A 17,877-nucleotide genomic window follows, 5' to 3' on the forward strand; every position below is an offset into this window, starting at 1 on the left:
ATGCTCGACGGGCACGGTCTTCGCGGCAGGAAGGAACCCAGTGAGCGCCGAGGAGATCTGCTTCCTTTCCGCCCGGCAGCTGGCCCGGCGGTTGCGCACGCGGCAGCTGTCCGCCCGCGAGGTGCTGCAGGCCCATCTCGACCGGATCGAGCAGGTCAACCCGCAGGTCAACGCCATCGTCACGCATACCGCCGAGCGCGCGATGGCCGAGGCCGCGGTTGCCGACGAGCGGCTCGCGCACCACGAGGAAGTCGGCCCGCTGCACGGGATTCCGGTGGCGCACAAGGACACGCACGACGTCGCCGGGGTGCGCACCACGTACGGGTCCCCAATTTTCACCGACCACGTACCGGAAAGCGACACGCTGGTCGTCGAACGGATGCGTGCGGCGGGCGCGATCTGCGTCGGCAAGACGAACGTGCCCGAGTTCGCTGCCGGATCGCACACGATGAACCCGGTGTTCGGGCCGACGCGCAATCCGTACCGGCTCGACCTGTCGGCGGGCGGCAGCAGCGGCGGGGCGGCCGCGGCGCTGGCGGCCGGGCTGGTCCCGCTGGCCGAGGGCAGCGACATGGGTGGCTCGCTGCGCAATCCGGCGTCGTTCTGCAACGTCGTCGGGCTGCGCCCGGCGCCCGGCCGCGTCCCGGCCTGGCCGGTTTCCCTTCCCTGGCAAGGGCTCGGCGTGCAAGGCCCGATGGGCCGGACGGTCGGCGACGTCGCGTTGCTCCTGTCGGCCATCGCCGGCCACGACGACCGCAACCCGATCGCGCTGGACCAGCCTGCCGAGCAGTTCGCCGGGCCGCTCGACGCCGACCTCACCGGCCTGCGCGTGGCGTGGGCCCCGGATCTGGGCGGTCTGCCGGTGGACCCGGCGGTGACCGCCGTGCTGGAACCGGCCGCGCGGGTGTTCACCGATCTGGGCTGCCGGGTGGAAGAAGCGTGCCCGGACCTGACGGCGGCCGACGAGGTGTTCCGCACCCTGCGCGGCTGGCTCTTCCAGGCCGAACTGGGCAGCGTACTCGAAGCGCATCCCGGGCGGATGAAGAAGACGTTGGCCGACAACATCGCTTACGGCGCAACGCTTTCCGGCGCCGACGTGGCCCGCGCGCAGATCCGCCAAGCCCAGCTCATGGCTGTGGCCAAGGCGTTCTTCGCGCAGTACGACCTGCTGCTCGCGCCGGTGAGCCAGGTACCACCGTTCCCGGTGGAGTGGGAGTACCCGGAAACCGTTGCCGGACAGCCGATGCAGGACTATCTGGAGTGGATGCGTTCAGCGTACAGCATTTCGGCGACCTTCTGCCCGGCCATGTCGGTACCGGCGGGCTTCACGGCCGACGGACGTCCGGTGGGATTGCAGATGATCGCGCCACATCGGGGTGAGCTGGGGCTGTTGCGCGCGGCGCACGCTTTCGAGCAGGCCACCGGGTACGGGAACCGGCGGCCTGCCCTCTGAACCCCGTCCGGCAGAGACCGCGGCGGGTTCGATGACCCCGATCAGTGCGTGGCCTCGCGGGCTTTCGCACTGCGCACCAGGCCGGCGACCGCCCGGCTGCCCGGTACGAAACGCACCACCGCCAACGGAATCAGGACGAGCACGGCAGACAGGAAGAATCCGGTCCGGAAGGACGCTTCGCTGGGAAGGTGCGTCGAAGGATCGGCGCCCGCCGAAATGATCACCGCCGACAACTGCACCCCCAGCGACAACCCGATCCCGCGGGCGATGCCGTTGATCGCCGTCGCGACCCCGGTGTCGGCTGCCTCGACCGCATCGATCACCCCGGTGTACAGCGCGGTGAACGCGGCCCCGACGCCCAGCCCGATCGTCAGCAGCATGCTGACCACGATGTGCCACGGCGCGCTGTGCCAGAACGCCGCGAACACGATCCCGCACCCCGTCACCACCAGCCCGCCCGCCACGACGGCCCGCGAACCGACCCGGCGCACCAGCAGCCCGGTCACCGGACCGACGAGTACCGCCACCGCAACCGCCGGGAACAGGTACAAACTGATGACGCTGGCCGACGCACCGAAACCGAATCCGGCCACCGACGGCGGCATCGCGAGCAGCTGCGGGAAGAGGAAGTACGGCACCGCGTACCCCACCCCCAGCACGGCCGCGACGACGCTCGAACTCCACACTCCCCGACGCCCCAGCATCCGCAGGTCCACCATCGGATCGGCGACCCGGCGTTCCACGACCACCCAGGCTGTGCCGAACACGAGCGTCAGCACCAGCAGAATCCCCGTCGGAGCGGAAAACCAGCCGTTCTGCGGAATCCACGCCAGATTCAACGTCAACGCCGCGAGCGCACCAGCCAGCAGCACAGCGCCCGCCCAGTCCAGCCGGGCCGCCGACCCGGGACGAGCCGCCCGCCGGAACGCGAACTGCGCGACGAACGCCAGTACCGTGACCAGCAACGTCGGCAGCAGGAACATCCAGCGCCGGGACCACGCGTCGGCCAGCGGTCCGGCGGACAGGACCCCGACCCCGCCACCGACCGTGAAACACCCGGTGATCACCCCGACCGCCACCGCCATCCGCTCCGGGAACAACTCCCGCACCACCACGAACGACACCGGCACGACGGCAATCCCGAGGCCCTGCATGAACTGCCCGAACACCATCAACGGCAGCGAACCGGCGAACGCGGACACCGCCCCGCCCACGACAATGCACCACGACAACGCCACCAGCACCCGCAACCCGCCGCGGGCGTCGGCAAGCTTGGCGATGATCGGCATCGTGACCGACCCGGTCAGCAGCAATGTCGTGGTGAGCAGCGCCGCCTGCGCCGGATCCAGCCCGAGCTCACGCTGGATCAGCGGCAAGGCAGGTATCGGCATGCTTTCCAGCGCACCGATCGCCACGGTGAGCGCGGCGAGCACGAAGATCGCCGCAGCTTTGGACCCCGAACGGGATTCAGGCACAATTCCTCCTCAGGAACGAACGGACCCCCCGTTTTCGGCCTCATTCAGCGCAAGCGGCAACCCAGTCCTCGACGTCCCCGGCGGACGTCGGCAATGCAGCGGTCAGCACCTCGATACCGTCGGCTTCCACGACGACGTTGTCCTCGATCCGCACGCCAATCCCGCGTAGCTGCTCGGGCACGTACTCGTCGAACGGCGAGAAGTACAGCCCCGGCTCGATCGCGAGGACGTGCCCCGGCTCGATCGTCCCGGCGGCGTATTCCCCTGCCACCACAAGGCTGTCGTGCACGTCGGCGCCGAGCATGTGACTCGTGACGTGCAACGTCCATCGCCAGGGACGTTCCCCGGCGGCGAGACCGTCGAAGGCCGGATGGGGCAACACACCGAGGCTGCGCAGGCCTTCTCCCAGCACGCTTTGCGCCGCGTGGTGCGGGTCCATAAAGGACTTTCCCGGCCGCGCAGCATCGAGCGCGGCCTGATGAGCCGCGTGGACGATGTCGTAGACGTCCCGCTGGACGGAGCTGTAGCGACCGGACACCGGCATCGTCCGGGCAACGTCGGCGGCGTACAGCTCGGGGCCTTCGACACCGGCGTCGAGCAGGAGCAACTCCCCGGGTCCGATCGGCTGATCGTTGCGCTGCCAGTGAAGAATCGTCGCCCGGTGCCCGCCTCCGACGACGGGCGTGTACGCAAGTCCGCGGCCTCGCGTCCGGGCTTGCTGGGTGAAAACGCCTTCGATGAAAGCTTCGCCATACCGGACCGCTTCGGGCAAGGCTCGGGCCACCGCCGCGAAACCCTCGACCGTCGCCTCTGCGGTCAAGCGCAGTTGCGCGATCTCGTACGCATCCTTGTGCAGCCGACGCCGGGCGAGCTGCTTCTCGAGTTCGCGGCCATCGTCCGCGACGAGGGCGTCGACGCGCGGATCGAGGCCGCGGACCGCCTTCGCCCCGGGGAGCCGCTGGTCGAGTTCGTCGAGCGGCCGGGTCTCGATCCCGAGCCGGATCGCCGCCGCCGCACGGGTCTCACGCGGGCCTTCGACGAGCGGTCCGTGCGCGCCGAGCACCGCCTTCGGGTCACCCAGCGGCGGTTGTTCGGCCAGGTAGAGCGCTTCGCCGTCCGGCCCGATGACCAGCACCGAGCCGGGTTCGGTCGGCCCGGCCAGCCACATGTGGTCCGTCCCCGGACGGAACGCGAAAGGCAGATCGTTCGTGCGCGTAGCCGGCCGCCCGGCCGGAACAACCAGCGTCGTCCCAGGGAAATCCGCCGCGATCAGCGCGCGCCGAGCCCGCCGGACGGCGGCGCCACTCCACTCCGTCGCGTCGCTCGCGGGTACCGACCAGCCTTGCGTCATGGCCCGCAGCAACCCCGGCGACATCCGGCCTGCCGCTGACGACTCTTCGAGCAGCGCGATGAGCTCGGCGTCACCCCAGATTTCCGGCATGGTCACGTTTTCCTCCCTTCGGGGTTCAGTTCAGTGCCGAATAGACGGCGTTCAACACCGCGGCCTGGCGTCGGTCGAAGACTTCCGATCCGTAGCGTGTGGCCATCCAGCACAGGGCGAAACCGGCGTCGGGATCAGCCATGGCAAGCGAACCTCCTGCGCCACCGTGCCCGAATGCGCGCGGGCTCCGGCCGAGCGGATAGGTGGTGCTGGGCTTCTGGAAAGCCAACGCGAACGCGGTCTCCTGCGACAGCACGACATCGGTACCGTGCACGATCTCGGTCGTGGCCCGTTCGACAGCTTCGCGGGACCAGAGTGGTGACGGCTCGCCGCTCAACGCGGTGTTCAACGCGCCATACAGGTGTGCGAAATCCCTTGCACTGGCGAACATGTTGGCCGCAGGCATGAAGGCCTCGCAGATGGCCTCGCCGTTGACCGCCGGCATCGGGTCGGGCAGTGACTCCGGGATGTTGCGCGCGATTCGCGCGAACAAGCTGTCCGGGTCGGCCTCGATCACCGCCATCAGCGGTTCCGCGATGGCCCCGCCGGGCGCACCGAGCACGCGCGCAGCCCGATGTCGTTGCCCCACCGGCAATCCGACGTACATTTCGGTCCCGAGCGCGCCGGTGATGTCCTGCAACAGGCCCGCGAAACCGGTGCCGGACGCTCGCTCGAAGAGGAAGTCGGCGTAGTTCCCGAACGTCTGCGGGCTGTACCCGATCTTGGTCCCCGGTTCCCATGCCGGAGCTTGCGCGATCAGCGCCGCGGCGAGTTTCTCGCGGTCCGCAGTGAGGCCGAGGGGCATCGTGTCGTCCAGGTAGAGCAGGCCGGTCTGATGCGAAAGCAGTTGGGACACCGTGATTTCCCGCTTGTCCGGGGTCCCGAACTCGGGCCAGTACGACGCCACCCGCGCGTCCGGATCGAGCTGCCCGCGGGAGATCAGGAGCGCCGCGACCGCCCCGACCACGCCTTTGCCCATGCTCTGGGCGATCTGCAGCGTGTCGGCGGTGTACGGCGTCTCAGCGCCCGCCAGCCCCCACGTCTCGTTGAGGACTTCGACCCCGCCGACCACAACGCACAGCGCCGCACCCCCTTCCGGGTCGCCCGCCAGCTGGGCGGCGGCGATCTCACGGACCTTCTCGGCATCGAATGTCATGCGGACTCCCGGCGTAGCGGCAACGGTCGTCCGATATTAACAGTGTAAATTTGAAGCGCAAGAGGGAACGACCGTCGATTCTTCAGTGCGGCAAAGGCTTCCAGCAGCCGGTCACCCGGCAGCGGACGGCATCAGCTCATGGAGGACGAGGTCCAGCTGCTTGTCGAAAGTCCGGGGATCTTCGGGCTGGGCCGCACTGCGCAGGTAGCCGTGGAGCACCGCGTACCGGTCGGCGTTCAAGTGGCGTTCGAGCCGGTCGTCAAGAGACACAGCACGAGGGCGCGCGTAGTTCGCGACACCGATCGCGTCACCGATGCACAGGGTCACGACGGCGCGATAGATCAGGATCACGCGGTCCGGCGCCGCGCCCGCCTCGAGCAGGTCCGAGACGATCAGCTGGGCACAGTCCATCTGCGCGGAAGGCACCTGCTCGGGGATGTAGCCGACGATCGCGGACAGGAGCCCCGGATGCTCGATCCCGGCCTTGCGCAGCCGCCGCGCAACCACCCGGACCCGCTCGAGCGGCTCCCCGGCCCGCGGAAGCCGCCGCAGCACCTTCCGGAACACGAACGCATCGGCGACGGCGTCGAGCAGCTCGTCCCGGTCACGGACGTGGTTGTAGATCGCGGGCGCGCTGACCCCAAGCTCGGCCGCAACGGCCCGCAGGGACAACTTGGCGACCCCGGACCGCTCGGCAACGACCTCCGCAGCCGCGACAATGGCCTCCCGGGTAAGCCCGGCAGACTCCCCTCTGGTCCGGCGCGCCGGTTCTGCCACAGTGCCCCCTCGGTGCCATGTCGGTGTCCACTGCACACCTTACGGACCGGCCCGGTGGCCCGATCCCAGGCGCTTTTCGGGGCACCGATCAGCAACTTCGACAGGAGGCGTTGTACCGGGCGGCCGAGCAACTCGGAGAGCGTCTCTGCCTGCCCGGTCCAGGAGCGCCCGGTCTTGTCGAGCCGATGCGGCTCCATCCTCGATGGCTGCTGGGATTGCCGCTCCTCTCCTGGCCACCTTTGTCGAATGGCCACCTTCCGGTTACTCCGAGTTACTGCTGGTGCCTGTCTCCTTCCTACTGAGGCAAACGGGCCGGGGAACGAGACGGGTCACGAAAGCGACGGTCTCCAACCACCCCATTCGCAGCCGGGGCGAGGTCGGTGCGCATTCTCACCGATTGTCCTCGCCGCTGCTGCGGTCGTCGTCATGGTCGGCCTCGCGGTCACACTCACCGTCGTCCTCACCAGCAGCGATGACGCTGTCGATGCCATCCCGACGAAGCTGGTGTGCGTAGTCACCGATTCCGATGGCACATTTCATCGGCCAGCGCGACGCCGAGACGACCAGCACACCGTGCGGATTCGACCTTCCTGCGATCAAGCGCGAGGGCGACTCCGCGCCTGGAGAGCTCGGTGCGACCATCACGCTCAAGCGGGTGCAGATCGGCCAGCCGCCGAGCCAGCTCACCAAACCCTGAACACGGCTTTCATACGGGTCCGACCGACGCCGAGGACGAGTTCGTCGGCAACCGGCGGCACCGCCGGGAATTCGTGCTGACGATGGGTTCCCGGATCGGCGAACTGCTGTCCGCAACGGGGGGAAACGTCATCGTCTAGGACGGCAAGGTGCGGGTCCTGATCCGCAAGCGCCTCGTTCGGCCGGACGGCCAAGGCCAGCGCGAGTTCGATTACCGGAGATTCGGCGACGAGAAATCTTGACCTTCTCGTTCCGGGATGGTCAGCGCCCACCTGACGACGCTTGAAGATCACAGACGACGCCAGCCCACTCTTCCCTTCGCCTGGAGTCGGATGGCAGGACCCACCAACGATGGGCCACCGGCTGCGCGGGGCGTTCGACCTGTGCGGCTTCGATGTTCTGAAGGCGGCTTGTCCGGTACGCCCCGAATGAGGTCACCACAGCCGCGCTCGACGTGATCATGGTCGGCCCCGGCGAAGATCACGGCGAGCCGGTTACGGGCCCAGCGATCTGGAGAGTTTCTGGAGAGTCCGGCCTGCGCGCAAAGAAAAAGCCCAGGCCGCCTGGCCTGGGCTTGCGCTCCCCCGCTTGGACTCGAACCAAGAACCCTCCGGTTAACAGCCGAATGCTCTGCCAGTTGAGCTACAGGGGATTGTCGCTCCGCCGCCTGGATCTCTCCGGGCTGACAGGAAAGACTTTAACGCATGCCCGGCAGCTCGCGCGCAGGGGGGTCCGGTGCGGAGAGGGCCCGCGCACACTGGACTGTGCTGGATAATGGACAGTCGGAAGTCCTGCTGACGAGAGGGGTGGCCGCCGATGAAGAAGTTCCTGCTGGGCGTGGGCCTGGGATACGTGCTGGGTACCAAGGCCGGCCGGGGACGGTACGAGCAGATCGTGCGCACCTACCGCAAACTGGCCGACCATCCGATGGTCCAGGGCGCCGCCGGAGTGGCGCGGGCGAAACTGGGCGAGAAGTTCAGCCGGGGAAACGGCTGACCGCACGACCGATCGGCCGGGCCAACGGCTGACCGGAGATCGCGCACCGATCGGCCGGGCCAACGGCTGACCGGAGATCGCGCACCGATCGGCCGGGCCAACGGCTGACCCGGGACCGCGCACCGTTCAGCCGGGCGGAACGGGCTGATCCCCGGGTCGCGGCGCGCGAAGGTCAGCCGGGCTTTTCCCAGGTCAGCGAGTACCGGCGGAGTACATGCCGCCGGTACCGCACGCCGGGCAGGAGCCGCGCAGCCGTCGACCGGACTTCGGCGTCGCTCATCTGCGGTGGCATCGCCGGCATGCCCTCCGGACCGCTGGCGCGGCGCACCACCTTGACCGTCCGCACGATCGGCGCCGCGGCGATCGTCACCGCCCAGTCCGCCACGCTTGCTTCCCGTGCGAGGCCGACCACCACCAGTCTGCCGCCGGGACGCAGCAGGTCGCGCATGCGCGACAGGGCGGCTTCGTAGTCCAGGTGATGGACGGTTGCCACCGAGCACACGAAGTCGTACCCCTCGACGGGCAGGTCAGCGGTCAGGAAATCGGCCTCGATGAACGTGCCGCCGAGTTCGCGGGCGCGGGCGATCATCTCGGGCGATTTGTCGATGCCGGTCACGTGCCGCGCCGGACCGGTCAGCTTGCGGACGAGCAGGCCGTCTCCGCAGCCGACGTCCAAGGCCGCGGCGCACTGCGCGGGTACGGCGCGCAGGATGTCCCGGTGCCGCGCGACGTTCGTGTTCCAGTACGGCATTCAGCCCGGAATCCGTGCCACGAAAAAGATCCGCCGGAATTCGAACCACGTCGTGCCGTCCGGGCGCGGCGGGTACGCCTCGTCGAGAAGCGGGGCGAGGTCGTCGCGGAATTCGTCCCACTCCGCGTCCCCGAGCGCGGCCCGGATGGGGCGCAGTGCGGTTCCGGTGATCCACTCCAGCACCGCCCGCGGGCCGGAAAGTTGTTGTACGTACGTGGTTTCCCACGCATCCACCACGCAGCCCGCGTCGGCGAGGAGGTCCGCGTAGTCCCGTGGCGTACCCACCGCGTCCTCGGCTCGCAGCGAAACGCCCGGCAGCCGCTCCGACCACTTCGGCGTGGCCGCCAGCTGACGGCTGATCGCGTGTGACGGAGCGGCGAAGTTACCCGGGACCTGCACCGCGAGCACCGCGTCCGGCGGCAGCTGCGTGGCCCAGCGGCGCAGCAGGTCCTCGTGTCCGGGCACCCACTGCAGGACCGCGTTCGACACCACCACGTCGGTGTCCGGCTTCGGCGTCCACGACCGCACGTCGCCGACCTCGGCGGCCACCCCGCGTTCCCGAGCCGCGGCGACCATCTCCGGCGAGCTGTCCACCGCCTCCAGCAGTGCGCCGGGCCAGCGGCGGGCCAGGTCGAGCGTGAGCGTGCCCGGACCGCAGCCCAGGTCCGTCACCCGTCGGGGGGCTTCCGCCGAAATCCGCCCGATCAGGTCAAAAAACGGCCGTCCGCGCAGGTCGGAGTAGTCGAGGTACTTCGCCGGATCCCACATCGCTGCCTCCCAGTACGAGCGTACTGCTATTCCGCCCGGGGAGCCAGCTTCTCCGCGACCTCCGCCGCGACCGCCTCGACCAGCGCCGGGTCGGTCCCCGGATCGGGCCGTACCTGCAGTTCGACGCCGTCGCGGCCGGGTACCTTGCGCTGCACGAACCACGCGCCGCCGTCGGGGAACTCGTGCCGGTGCCGCGACCGCACCGAACTGTCGACCCGCAGGCGGACCTGCTGCGGCAGCTTTCCCGGCTGTGGCAGCCGGAACCGCACCGGCTCGCGGTCGGCGAGGATCGCGACCGGCCCGGCCCGCCCGGTCTCCTCCGATTCGGTGAGCGTGAACACCCCGTCACCCCAGGTCGCCTTGCCCACCAGATGCCAGCCGACCCGGCGCGCGCCGTCGCCGGACGGGATCCACAGGCCCAGCGTGGTCACCACGAGGTGGCCGCCGGACTCCACCGCTGCCGTGGCGATCAGTTCCTCGCCCCGCACCAGTTCGCCGGGGAACCCGTCCGGGAGTCCCCGGCCCAGCAGCCGGTTCAGCAGGCCCACGTCACTCCCACCCGCTCGCCGCCTGCTCGCGCAGCGACTTCCGGTACTGCTCGAGCGCGACGAGGTCGCCGAACAGCGCGCGGTAGTCGTCCGGCGCCTCCACCGGGGACAGCCGCTGCAGCTTGGACTTGATCTCGCCGATCTGCCTGCCGACCAGGTTCTCCTGCACCCCGGCGAGCACGCCCGAGATGTAGCGCGAATCCACTTCTCCCAAGGCGCGCAACGGTTCCACGGCCAGTTCGCTGAGCACCCGGCGGACGGTCCCTTCCGCGCAGTGCTTGGCCGCGGCGTCGAGCAGCGCGGGCCCGGTGAGCCCCGACGCCGCCCCGCCCGCCTTCAGCACGGCCAGGTGCACCGCGATGTATACCGGATGCGTGAACGCCTCTTCCGGCAGCGAGTCGTACTCCGGGCCCGCGATCGCCGGTTGTTGCAGCGCGGCCTTGAGCGCCTCCCGCTGTCCGATGAACCGCGGGTCGTTCGGCGCCGGCCGTGGCAGATCCTGCTTCTCCGGCTCGGGCGCCGGGGCCTCCTGGCGCGCCGCCGCACGCCGCTGCTGCGGTTCGGCCGGACCTCGCCGCGCCGCCGCCCCGGCCGCGCCGCGCACCCGGTTGACCACCTGCGCGACGTCCTGCCAGCCCACCCACCAGGCGAGCTTCGAGGCGTACCCGTCACGGCTCGCCCGGTCCTTGATCGCCGCGACCATCGGCACCGTCCGCTGCAGCGCGGAAACTTGGCCGTCGACCGCGTCGAGGTCGAACTGCTTCAGCATGCTCTTGATCACGAACTCGAAGAGCGGCGTGCGCCGGGCCACGAGGTCGCGCACCGCCGCGTCACCCTTCGCGATGCGCAGCTCGCACGGGTCCATCCCGTCCGGCGCGACCGCGATGTAGGTCTGCCCGGCAAACGTCTGGTCGCCCTCGAACGCCTTGAGCGCGGCCTTCTGACCTGCCTCGTCGCCGTCGAAGGTGAAGATCACCTCGCCGCGGAAGGCGTCGTCGTCCATCATCAGCCGGCGCAGCACCTTCATGTGGTCCTCGCCGAACGCCGTGCCGGACGACGCGACCGCGGTCGGCACCCCTGCCGCATGCATCGCCATCACGTCGGTGTAGCCCTCGACCACCACGACCTGGTGCCGCTTCGCGATCTCGCGTTTGGCCTGGTCGAGGCCGAACATGACGTGCGATTTCTTGTAGATCTGCGTTTCGGCGGTGTTGAGGTACTTCGCCGAGATCCGGTCGTCGTCGAAGAGCCGCCGCGCACCGAAGCCGACGACGTCGTTGCCGACGTCCCGGATCGGCCACACGAGCCGCCGGTGGAACCGGTCCATCGGCCCGCGCTGGCCCTCTTTCGACAAGCCGGACGCGAGCAGTTCCTTGACCTCGAAACCGCGGTTGAGCAGGTGTTTCGTGAGCTTGTCCCAGCCGCCGGGGGCGAACCCGCAGCCGAACTGCTTGGCCGCGGCGGCGTCGAAGCCACGCTCGGACAGGAAGTCCCGCGCCGCCCGTGCGTCGTCGGTGACCAGCTGCTCGACGTAGAACTCCGCCGCCGCGCGGTGCGCCTCGATCAGCCGGGACCGGGTCCCTCGGTCGCGCTGGACCGAAGCGCCGCCGCCCTCGTACGTGAGCCGGATGCCGACCCGGTCCGCGAGCCGCTCGACCGCCTCGACGAACGAGATGAGGTCGATCTTCTGGATGAATTTGATGACGTCGCCGCCCTCGCCACAGCCGAAGCAGTGGAAGGTGCCGTGGGTGGGGCGCACGTTGAACGACGGGGTCTTCTCGTTGTGGAAGGGGCACAGGCCTTTCAGGCTGCCCCCGCCGGCGCGCCTGAGCGCGACGTACTCCCCCACGACCTCGTCGATCCGGTTGCGCTCACGCACCTCCGCGATGTCGCTCTCCCGAATCCGTCCTGCCACGGGAACCACAATAGTTCTCCCTCCCGTCCGGCCGTGCGGCACACTCGGGGACATGGGCACACCGACTGCACTGGAGGGGTACGCCGCCGAGTTCGCCGAGCACCGGCCGCACCTGATCGGGGTGGCCTACCGGCTCACCGGCACCCGCGCGGACGCCGAGGACGCCACGCAGGAAGCCTGGCTGCGGCTGTCCGGCCTCGACGACCCAGGCCGGGCCGCGATCCGCGACCTGCGCGGCTGGCTGACCACCGTGGTCGGCCGGATCTGCCTCGACCGGCTGCGCTCGGCGGCGGTGCAGCGGGAGCGGTACGTGGGCGAATGGCTGCCGGAGCCGATCGTCACGCCGCTCGGGGTACCGGCGTCGGAGGACCCGCTCGAGATCGCGGTGCGTGACGACGGGCTGCGGATGGCGGCGCTGGTGGTGCTCGATCGGTTGACGCCGGAACAGCGGGTGGCGTTCGTGCTGCATGACGCGTTCGCGCTGCCGTTCGCCGAGATCGCGGACATTCTGGGCTGCTCTCCGGCCGCTGCGCGCCAGCATGCGTCCCGGGGGCGACGGGCGGTCGATCATGCCGATCCGCCGCGCCGGGCGGACCTGGTGGAACAGCAGGAGGTGCTGGAGAAGTTCGTCGCGGCGCTGGTGGCCGGGGACATCGCGGCGGTGACCGAGCTGCTGCACCCGGAGGTGGTGATGATCGGCGATTCGAACGGGAAGGGGCGGACCACCCGGCGGCTTATCGCAGGGCCGGACAAGCTGGCTCGTTTCCTTGTCGGACTTGTGCGCAAATACGAACCGGGGCTGCTCACGCGGGGGCTGCCGGTGCTCGTCAACGGGGATCTCGGGCTGTGGCTGCCGAAGATGCCCGGACGGGAGGGGTTCCTGGCGGTCGACGAGCACGTCCAGGGGGTCAGTTTGCGGGACGGGCTCATCGTCGCGGTTTACGACGTCGTCAACCCGGAGAAGCTCACCCGGATCAACCGGCCCGCTTGACCTTGTCCCGGCGGGTGAACGTCCGTGAAGGGAACCATCACGGAATCAGATTCCCTCATGGTTCCCTTCACGGACTTCACGGGATCGGCACCCGGCAAGCGTCGCCGGAGGTGAAGCCCTGGTCGACGATGCCCAGTGCGCTGTTCATCCTCGCGCGGGAGTTCTCCAAGCCGATTTGGTAGGTCAGTTCCACAACGCCGTCCTCGCCGAATTCCCTTACCAGCTCGGCGATTTGTTCGTCCGTGACCGTGACGGTCGGACCCGACATTGCGTCGGCCAGTGCGATGGCCAAACGCTCTTGGCGGGTGAATGCGGGAGAAGTCGCGTATTCGTCGATGTGCTTCAGGCGTTCGATGTCCAGGCCTTCGTGGCGCTGGAGCATCGTGCCGAAGTCGACGCACCACGAGCAGCCGATCTGGATGGCGACGCGGTATACCGCCAGGTCACGCACGCTTGCGGGCAGATGCTTGGACGCCTTTTCCGCCATCAGCTCGTGGACGACGCTGGTGCGCAGCAAACCGCGGTGATGCGCCACCACGGCCATCGGTTCCGGCACCGCGCCGTACCGTTTCCCGGCGATCCGGTAGAAGAGCTTCAGCACCGGGCCGGCTTCGCCGGCTCGCTTGACCGCGATACGAGGCATGATGGGTCCTCCTTCTGAGTGGTTCGAGGAGGGAACGAGACGGCGCTTCCGGATGTGACAGCGTCAGCGCCGCGCTGTGAGCGGGCGCACATCCCAGATCCACACCCCGTCAATGTACTGCCCGGGTTTGCGCAGCAGCAGGTCGACAGTGGCGCGGTACGCATCTCCACGATCGCGCGGGATCAGCACCAGCACGCTGGCATTCCAGTACCGCAGGTCGGCGATTGCCTGGTCCCGGTCGGCGTCGGAAACCGCCTGGACCTGGCCGGAATCGCGGACCCGGTCGAACAGCAGCGACGTCGGGCGCTGGTACGAGCCGTAGCGGCCGCGTTTGTCGTTCGGGCCCTGCGGGCCGACGAAGTATCCCTCCGGCATCGCGTACTGCAGACCCGCATCCACCTGCCAATGCAGTGGCTCCGACTCCCCCGAGCTGGGCAGCGGGACCGGCACGACGGTGCCGCCGGGAGACACGTACGTGCGCCAGGTGCCGTCGGCGAAGAACGCCGGGGTGTGCGGCCGCTGCTGGACCACCAGCTGGGTCGGCGCGATCGGCAGCAGCACCGCCGCGACCGCGCCCAGCCAGATCAGCCGGATCGGCAAGCGCTGGTCGCGCTTGCCGGCCGCGGTGAAGACCCGGTCGGTCGCGATGGCCAGCAGCGCACCCACCGCGGGTACACAGGCCATCGCCAGCCGCGATTCCAGCAGCGACTCGAACAACGGCAGGTTCGCGAGCAGCTTCCACGGCCCGGCCAGGCCGATCTGCTCGTGCAGCACGGTGATCTCGGACCCGAGCGACAGCCAGGCCAGCAGGAACATCGAGATCGCGATCGAGCGGGCCACGACCTCGCGCCACAGCCACGCGGTGACCACGACCATCAGCACGATGAGCGGCCAGCCGAAGAACGCGTTCTCCTCGGTGCGGTTCATCGACACCGCGGCCGCCGCCTCCGGCTGCCCGGACACCGACTGCGTGGCGAACCGCGTGAACGCGGCGGTGTCGTTGCCGACCTGGCCGTGCTCCAGCGCCAGGTAGCTCTGCGGCCCGAAGAACTGCCACCACAGCGGGAACGCGACGAGCACCAGCGTGAGCACGACCGCAATCCCGCCGCCGAGCGCGACCGGGCGCACCATCGCCCGCACCTCGCCCGGACGCGAAACGCAGTACGCGATCGCGAAAACCAGGAACCCGAGCGCGAAGATCAGGAGCGGCTCTTCGCCGAGAAAGATCTGGTACGCGGTGAGCACGCCGAGCCAGATCCCGTTGCGCACCGGGCGTTTCCCTTGCGCGAGATGGATCACCTTGAGCGCGAGGAACGGCAAAACGAACCACGCGACGAAGTTCGGATGCGCGTTCGCGTGCGAGATCATCGGCGGCGCGAACCCGGCGAACGCGCCACCGACCGCCGCGGACACGCGGTGGCGCACCAGATGCCGCGAGAACACCCAGTACCAGGCGGCCGCGGTACCGGCGAGCCCGCCGGTGAGCGCGATCGCCCAGGTGACCGTGGGCCCGAAGGCGAGCGTGATCGGCGCGAGCGGGATCCCGAGGCCGAGCATGGCCGTGTTGGCCATCATGTTCACGCCGAGCGGGTAGTTCTGCAGTGCGCTGGTGAGCGGGTTTTCCAGGTGCTGCACGGATTTCGCGGTGGCCGCGAAGAACCATTCCCACAGGTTCTGGTCCGACGCGCTGTTCCACAGGTACCCCTGGCCGAGGTCGGTCCACAGCCCGCCGAACAGCAGCACCGCGAAGGCAAGGTACGCGCCGATGATCCCGGCATCGGCCCAGGAGCGGCGCATCCGCGGCTCGGCGATCCGGTGCTTCGGTTCGCGGGTGGTGGGGGGCACTTCGGTTTTCGCTTCCGGTCTCGCGACGCTCACGCGGGGCGCACCACCCGCGCGAAGAAGTACACCGCGCCGCTGCCCGCGTGCCGCACGAGCAGGAGGAACGGCCGGTCGACCGTCACTTCGAGCGGGTCGGCGACGGTGAGCGACATGGTGCGCATCTGGATCGCGGTGGCCGCGGCGCCTTCGAGACCCTGCTCATCGAGCCGCAGGACGGCCTGGTGCAGGATGCTGTCGACCCACAGCGGACGGTCCGGGGTGAGGCCGGTGAGGTCGGCGTCCTGGGTGAACAGCTCGTGCACGCCGAGGCCCTGCAACGCGCGCTCGAGGTCGGCCCGCAGGTCCAGGTCGATCTTCGGCAGTGACAGCCGGACCTTGCGCCGCTTCGGGCTTTCCAGGAGCCGCTGCAGCGTTTCGGGGTCGAGCGCGGCTTCGGCGGCTGCAAGGTCACCGTCGGGCAGCAGGATCACGGCCTCGACGCCGCCCTCCGCCGCGAGCGTGACCACCTGCCAGCCGTCTTCGTGCGCATGCCCGACGGTTTCTTCCAGGTGCATCGTGGGCACTTGGCGCACGCCGTCGGGGGTGTGGAAATCCGCCGGTGCAGTGGCGTGCTCGGCGAACGGGTGCCGCCAGGCAGTTTTGAGGTAGAGCGCGTTGACCAGGCTGGCGCGCGTGTACGCGTGAATCGACCCGGACGGCAGCAGCTCCGGGATCAGGCCGTGCGTGGTCTGGTCCACATCGGCGTTGATCCGCCTCCGCGCGTCCTCGGGGTCGGTGGCGAACGGCGCGGTCTCGGCTTTGCCGCCGGGCCAGCGGGTCAATTCTGTCCGGAAGCTGTCCTGGACGGTGATCGTGTCCGAGGCCCACAACGTGTTCGCGACGGCCAGCCGGACGTCGTCACCCAGCTCCGCCGCGACGCGCAACAGCTCGCTCTGATCGGCACCCAGCACCGCGCTCAACTCCTCGGCCGTCCGGCCTCGCGCGGCGCGTTCGGCCAGGCCAAGCGCACTGGCCGCGGAGTACGGCGACAGGCAGGCGTCGGCACCCGCCGGCGCGGTCGCGCCGTGCAGGGCCAGCGTGAAGGCGAGGTGGCTGTGCTGGGCCATGCGGCGACCGTACCGGAACGGGTGAGGCCCCGACTCACGGTTCGGCAGGCGGCGCCGTGCCGTGCCGCCCGGTGTGCCAGCGGTGCCACTCGTGCGCCTGCGCATCGGTGAGCGACGCCACCTGGTCGACCACCACCCGCAGCCGCGCCGCGTCGTCGGACGCCGCCTGCCAGGCCGGGACCAGCAGCGGGTCGAGCGCGTCCGGCGCGCGGCGGCACAGCGCGGCCACCAGCTCGGTGATCAGTTCCCGCTGCCCGTCCTGCATCGCGAGCCGCCGCCGGTCGCTCATCACATACCGCAGCGCCAGCGCCTTGAGCAGCGCGACCTCCGCCGCAACCTGGTCGGGCACCGCCAGCCGCGCGCCATACCGCGTGAGCGGGCCCTCGCCGTAACCCGCGCGCGTTCCGGTGACCGCCGCCGACGCGAACCGGCCGACCAGCTCGCTGGTGAGCCGTTTCAACGCGACCTGTGCCCTTAGTGACCCGTCCGGCGCCGTCTGCACCAGCTCCGCGACCACCGGCAGGTCGAGCAGTTCCTTCGCCGCACCCTCCAAAGTGGACACCGACAGCGTGGAGAAATGCCGGGCCGCGGCCTCGGCGACCGCGGCCCGCTCGTCCGGGTCGGCCAGCACCCGCAGCCGGATGCGCCCGGCCAGCACGCCGTCCTCGACGTCGTGCACCGAGTACGCCACGTCGTCGGCCCAGTCCATGATCTGCGCTTCCAGGCACCGGCGCAGGCCCGGCGCACCCTCGCGGATCCAGCCGAACACCGCCGTGTCATCCGGGTACACGCCGTACTTCGGCTCCCCGGACCGGCGCGGCCACGGGTATTTCGTGGTGGCGTCGAGGCATGCCCGGGTGAGGTTGAGCCCGGCCGTGACCATCTTGGGCTCCAGCCGGGTGAGGATGCGCAACGTCTGCGCATTGCCCTCGAACCCGCCGCACGGCTGGGCGACCTGGTCGAGCGCGTGTTCGCCGTTGTGCCCGAACGGCGGGTGCCCGATGTCGTGCGCCAGCCCCGCGGTGTCGACCAGATCCGGGTCGGCCCCCAGCTCCTCGGCGATCCCGCGGCCGATCTGCGCGACCTCCAGCGAATGCGTGAGCCGGGTGCGCGGCGCGCCGCTGACCTCCGCGCCCTCCCCCGGCCCGACGACCTGCGTTTTCCCCGCGAGCCGGCGCAGCGCGGCCGAATGCAGCACGCGCGCGCGGTCGCGGGCGAACGCACTGCGCCCGTCCGGGCGTGCGCCGTCCAGCGCCGCGCCCTTGGGTTCCTCGGCCAGCACGCGGGCGCGGTCGTGCTCGCGGTAGCCGTCGTTCACC

General features: G+C 69.9%; 17 protein-coding genes and 1 tRNA gene. 4 read left to right on the plus strand and 14 right to left on the minus strand.

What is annotated here, in order from left to right; genetic code table 11:
- The first annotated feature begins 40 nt into the window (after positions 1 to 40).
- Positions 41 to 1,453, plus strand: a complete 1,413-nt coding sequence (locus OO71_RS15500; protein WP_033290480.1) for an amidase — start codon at positions 41 to 43, stop codon at positions 1,451 to 1,453.
- A 41-nt stretch (positions 1,454 to 1,494) separates the two neighbouring features.
- Here OO71_RS15500 and OO71_RS15505 read toward each other — a convergent pair whose 3' ends face one another.
- The 4 genes from OO71_RS15505 to OO71_RS47430 all read right to left on the minus strand — a co-directional run bounded on the left by OO71_RS15505 (position 1,495) and on the right by OO71_RS47430 (position 6,302).
- Positions 1,495 to 2,928, minus strand: coding sequence for an MFS transporter (locus OO71_RS15505; protein WP_051791593.1), 1,434 nt, complete (start codon positions 2,926 to 2,928; stop codon positions 1,495 to 1,497).
- Positions 2,929 to 2,968: 40 nt separating this feature from the next.
- Positions 2,969 to 4,369 carry an aminopeptidase P N-terminal domain-containing protein gene (locus OO71_RS15510; protein ID WP_051791594.1) on the minus strand — a complete coding sequence of 467 codons (1,401 nt, stop codon included), beginning with the start codon at positions 4,367 to 4,369 and terminating at the stop codon, positions 2,969 to 2,971.
- Positions 4,370 to 4,394: 25 nt separating this feature from the next.
- Positions 4,395 to 5,525: a serine hydrolase domain-containing protein gene (locus OO71_RS15515; protein ID WP_033290481.1), complete on the minus strand. Its 1,131-nt coding sequence runs from the start codon at positions 5,523 to 5,525 to the stop codon at positions 4,395 to 4,397.
- Between the two features lie 111 nt (positions 5,526 to 5,636).
- Complete coding sequence (locus OO71_RS47430; RefSeq protein WP_051791595.1) at positions 5,637 to 6,302, minus strand: TetR/AcrR family transcriptional regulator; 666 nt, start codon at positions 6,300 to 6,302, stop codon at positions 5,637 to 5,639.
- A 526-nt stretch (positions 6,303 to 6,828) separates the two neighbouring features.
- Between OO71_RS47430 and OO71_RS51625 the strand changes: the two genes are divergently transcribed.
- Positions 6,829 to 6,999 carry a hypothetical protein gene (locus OO71_RS51625; protein WP_211260532.1) on the plus strand — a complete coding sequence of 57 codons (171 nt, stop codon included), beginning with the start codon at positions 6,829 to 6,831 and terminating at the stop codon, positions 6,997 to 6,999.
- Here the strand turns inward: OO71_RS51625 and OO71_RS50105 are convergent.
- Both OO71_RS50105 and OO71_RS15525 read right to left on the minus strand, forming a co-directional pair.
- The gene (locus OO71_RS50105; RefSeq protein WP_156096316.1) at positions 6,986 to 7,291 is read right to left on the minus strand and encodes a hypothetical protein; all 306 of its coding nucleotides are present in this window, start codon (positions 7,289 to 7,291) and stop codon (positions 6,986 to 6,988) included. The two genes, OO71_RS51625 and OO71_RS50105, sit on opposite strands and share 14 nt — an antisense overlap.
- Positions 7,292 to 7,577: 286 nt before the next feature.
- Positions 7,578 to 7,650: transfer RNA gene (locus OO71_RS15525), tRNA-Asn, on the minus strand.
- Between the two features lie 164 nt (positions 7,651 to 7,814).
- Between OO71_RS15525 and OO71_RS15530 the strand changes: the two genes are divergently transcribed.
- The gene (locus tag OO71_RS15530; protein WP_033290482.1) at positions 7,815 to 7,994 is read left to right on the plus strand and encodes a hypothetical protein; all 180 of its coding nucleotides are present in this window, start codon (positions 7,815 to 7,817) and stop codon (positions 7,992 to 7,994) included.
- A gap of 172 nt (positions 7,995 to 8,166) precedes the next feature.
- On the opposite strand, the gene OO71_RS15535 is transcribed toward OO71_RS15530, so the two are convergent.
- Genes OO71_RS15535 through dnaG form a run of 4 tightly spaced genes read right to left on the minus strand, consistent with a single transcriptional unit; the run spans position 8,167 to position 12,030 of the window.
- Positions 8,167 to 8,745, minus strand: coding sequence for a class I SAM-dependent methyltransferase (locus OO71_RS15535; protein ID WP_033290483.1), 579 nt, complete (start codon positions 8,743 to 8,745; stop codon positions 8,167 to 8,169).
- Positions 8,746 to 9,513, minus strand: coding sequence for a trans-aconitate 2-methyltransferase (locus OO71_RS15540; protein WP_033290484.1), 768 nt, complete (start codon positions 9,511 to 9,513; stop codon positions 8,746 to 8,748). It lies immediately after the preceding gene.
- 26 nt (positions 9,514 to 9,539) lie between these two features.
- On the minus strand, positions 9,540 to 10,061 hold the full coding sequence (locus OO71_RS15545; RefSeq protein ID WP_156096317.1) for a hypothetical protein: 522 nt from the start codon (positions 10,059 to 10,061) through the stop codon (positions 9,540 to 9,542).
- Between the two features lies 1 nt (position 10,062).
- Positions 10,063 to 12,030, minus strand: coding sequence for a DNA primase (dnaG, locus tag OO71_RS15550; protein WP_051791596.1), 1,968 nt, complete (start codon positions 12,028 to 12,030; stop codon positions 10,063 to 10,065).
- Between dnaG and OO71_RS15555 the strand changes: the two genes are divergently transcribed.
- The gene (locus OO71_RS15555) at positions 12,029 to 12,967 is read left to right on the plus strand and encodes a sigma-70 family RNA polymerase sigma factor (RefSeq protein ID WP_033290485.1); all 939 of its coding nucleotides are present in this window, start codon (positions 12,029 to 12,031) and stop codon (positions 12,965 to 12,967) included. The two genes, dnaG and OO71_RS15555, sit on opposite strands and share 2 nt — an antisense overlap.
- A gap of 76 nt (positions 12,968 to 13,043) precedes the next feature.
- Here OO71_RS15555 and OO71_RS15560 read toward each other — a convergent pair whose 3' ends face one another.
- From OO71_RS15560 to OO71_RS15575, 4 genes are all read right to left on the minus strand, one after another.
- The gene (locus tag OO71_RS15560; protein ID WP_033290486.1) at positions 13,044 to 13,610 is read right to left on the minus strand and encodes a carboxymuconolactone decarboxylase family protein; all 567 of its coding nucleotides are present in this window, start codon (positions 13,608 to 13,610) and stop codon (positions 13,044 to 13,046) included.
- A 63-nt stretch (positions 13,611 to 13,673) separates the two neighbouring features.
- Positions 13,674 to 15,407: a glycosyl transferase gene (locus tag OO71_RS15565; RefSeq protein WP_051791649.1), complete on the minus strand. Its 1,734-nt coding sequence runs from the start codon at positions 15,405 to 15,407 to the stop codon at positions 13,674 to 13,676.
- Positions 15,408 to 15,484: 77 nt separating this feature from the next.
- Complete coding sequence (locus OO71_RS15570) at positions 15,485 to 16,558, minus strand: serpin family protein (RefSeq protein ID WP_033290487.1); 1,074 nt, start codon at positions 16,556 to 16,558, stop codon at positions 15,485 to 15,487.
- Between the two features lie 34 nt (positions 16,559 to 16,592).
- Complete coding sequence (locus OO71_RS15575) at positions 16,593 to 17,876, minus strand: deoxyguanosinetriphosphate triphosphohydrolase (protein ID WP_033290488.1); 1,284 nt, start codon at positions 17,874 to 17,876, stop codon at positions 16,593 to 16,595.
- Position 17,877 lies beyond the last annotated feature (1 nt).

This window comes from Amycolatopsis jejuensis (assembly GCF_000717335.1).
Taxonomy (GTDB): Bacteria; Actinomycetota; Actinomycetes; order Mycobacteriales; family Pseudonocardiaceae; genus Amycolatopsis; species Amycolatopsis jejuensis.

Bases quoted from the DNA above. Each gene is read 5' to 3' on its own strand.
- OO71_RS15510 (WP_051791594.1), bottom strand. From the start codon at position 4,369: ATGCCGGAAATCTGGGGTGACGCCGAGCTCATCGCGCTGCTCGAAGAG.
- OO71_RS15515 (WP_033290481.1), bottom strand. From the start codon at position 5,525: ATGACATTCGATGCCGAGAAGGTCCGTGAGATCGCCGCCGCCCAGCTG.
- OO71_RS51625 (WP_211260532.1), top strand. From the start codon at position 6,829: ATGGCACATTTCATCGGCCAGCGCGACGCCGAGACGACCAGCACACCG.
- OO71_RS15530 (WP_033290482.1), top strand. From the start codon at position 7,815: ATGAAGAAGTTCCTGCTGGGCGTGGGCCTGGGATACGTGCTGGGTACC.
- OO71_RS15535 (WP_033290483.1), bottom strand. From the start codon at position 8,745: ATGCCGTACTGGAACACGAACGTCGCGCGGCACCGGGACATCCTGCGC.
- OO71_RS15540 (WP_033290484.1), bottom strand. From the start codon at position 9,513: ATGTGGGATCCGGCGAAGTACCTCGACTACTCCGACCTGCGCGGACGG.
- OO71_RS15555 (WP_033290485.1), top strand. From the start codon at position 12,029: ATGGGCACACCGACTGCACTGGAGGGGTACGCCGCCGAGTTCGCCGAG.
- dnaG (WP_051791596.1), bottom strand. From the start codon at position 12,030: ATGTCCCCGAGTGTGCCGCACGGCCGGACGGGAGGGAGAACTATTGTG.
- OO71_RS15560 (WP_033290486.1), bottom strand. From the start codon at position 13,610: ATGCCTCGTATCGCGGTCAAGCGAGCCGGCGAAGCCGGCCCGGTGCTG.
- OO71_RS15565 (WP_051791649.1), bottom strand. From the start codon at position 15,407: ATGCGCCGCTCCTGGGCCGATGCCGGGATCATCGGCGCGTACCTTGCC.
- OO71_RS15570 (WP_033290487.1), bottom strand. From the start codon at position 16,558: ATGGCCCAGCACAGCCACCTCGCCTTCACGCTGGCCCTGCACGGCGCG.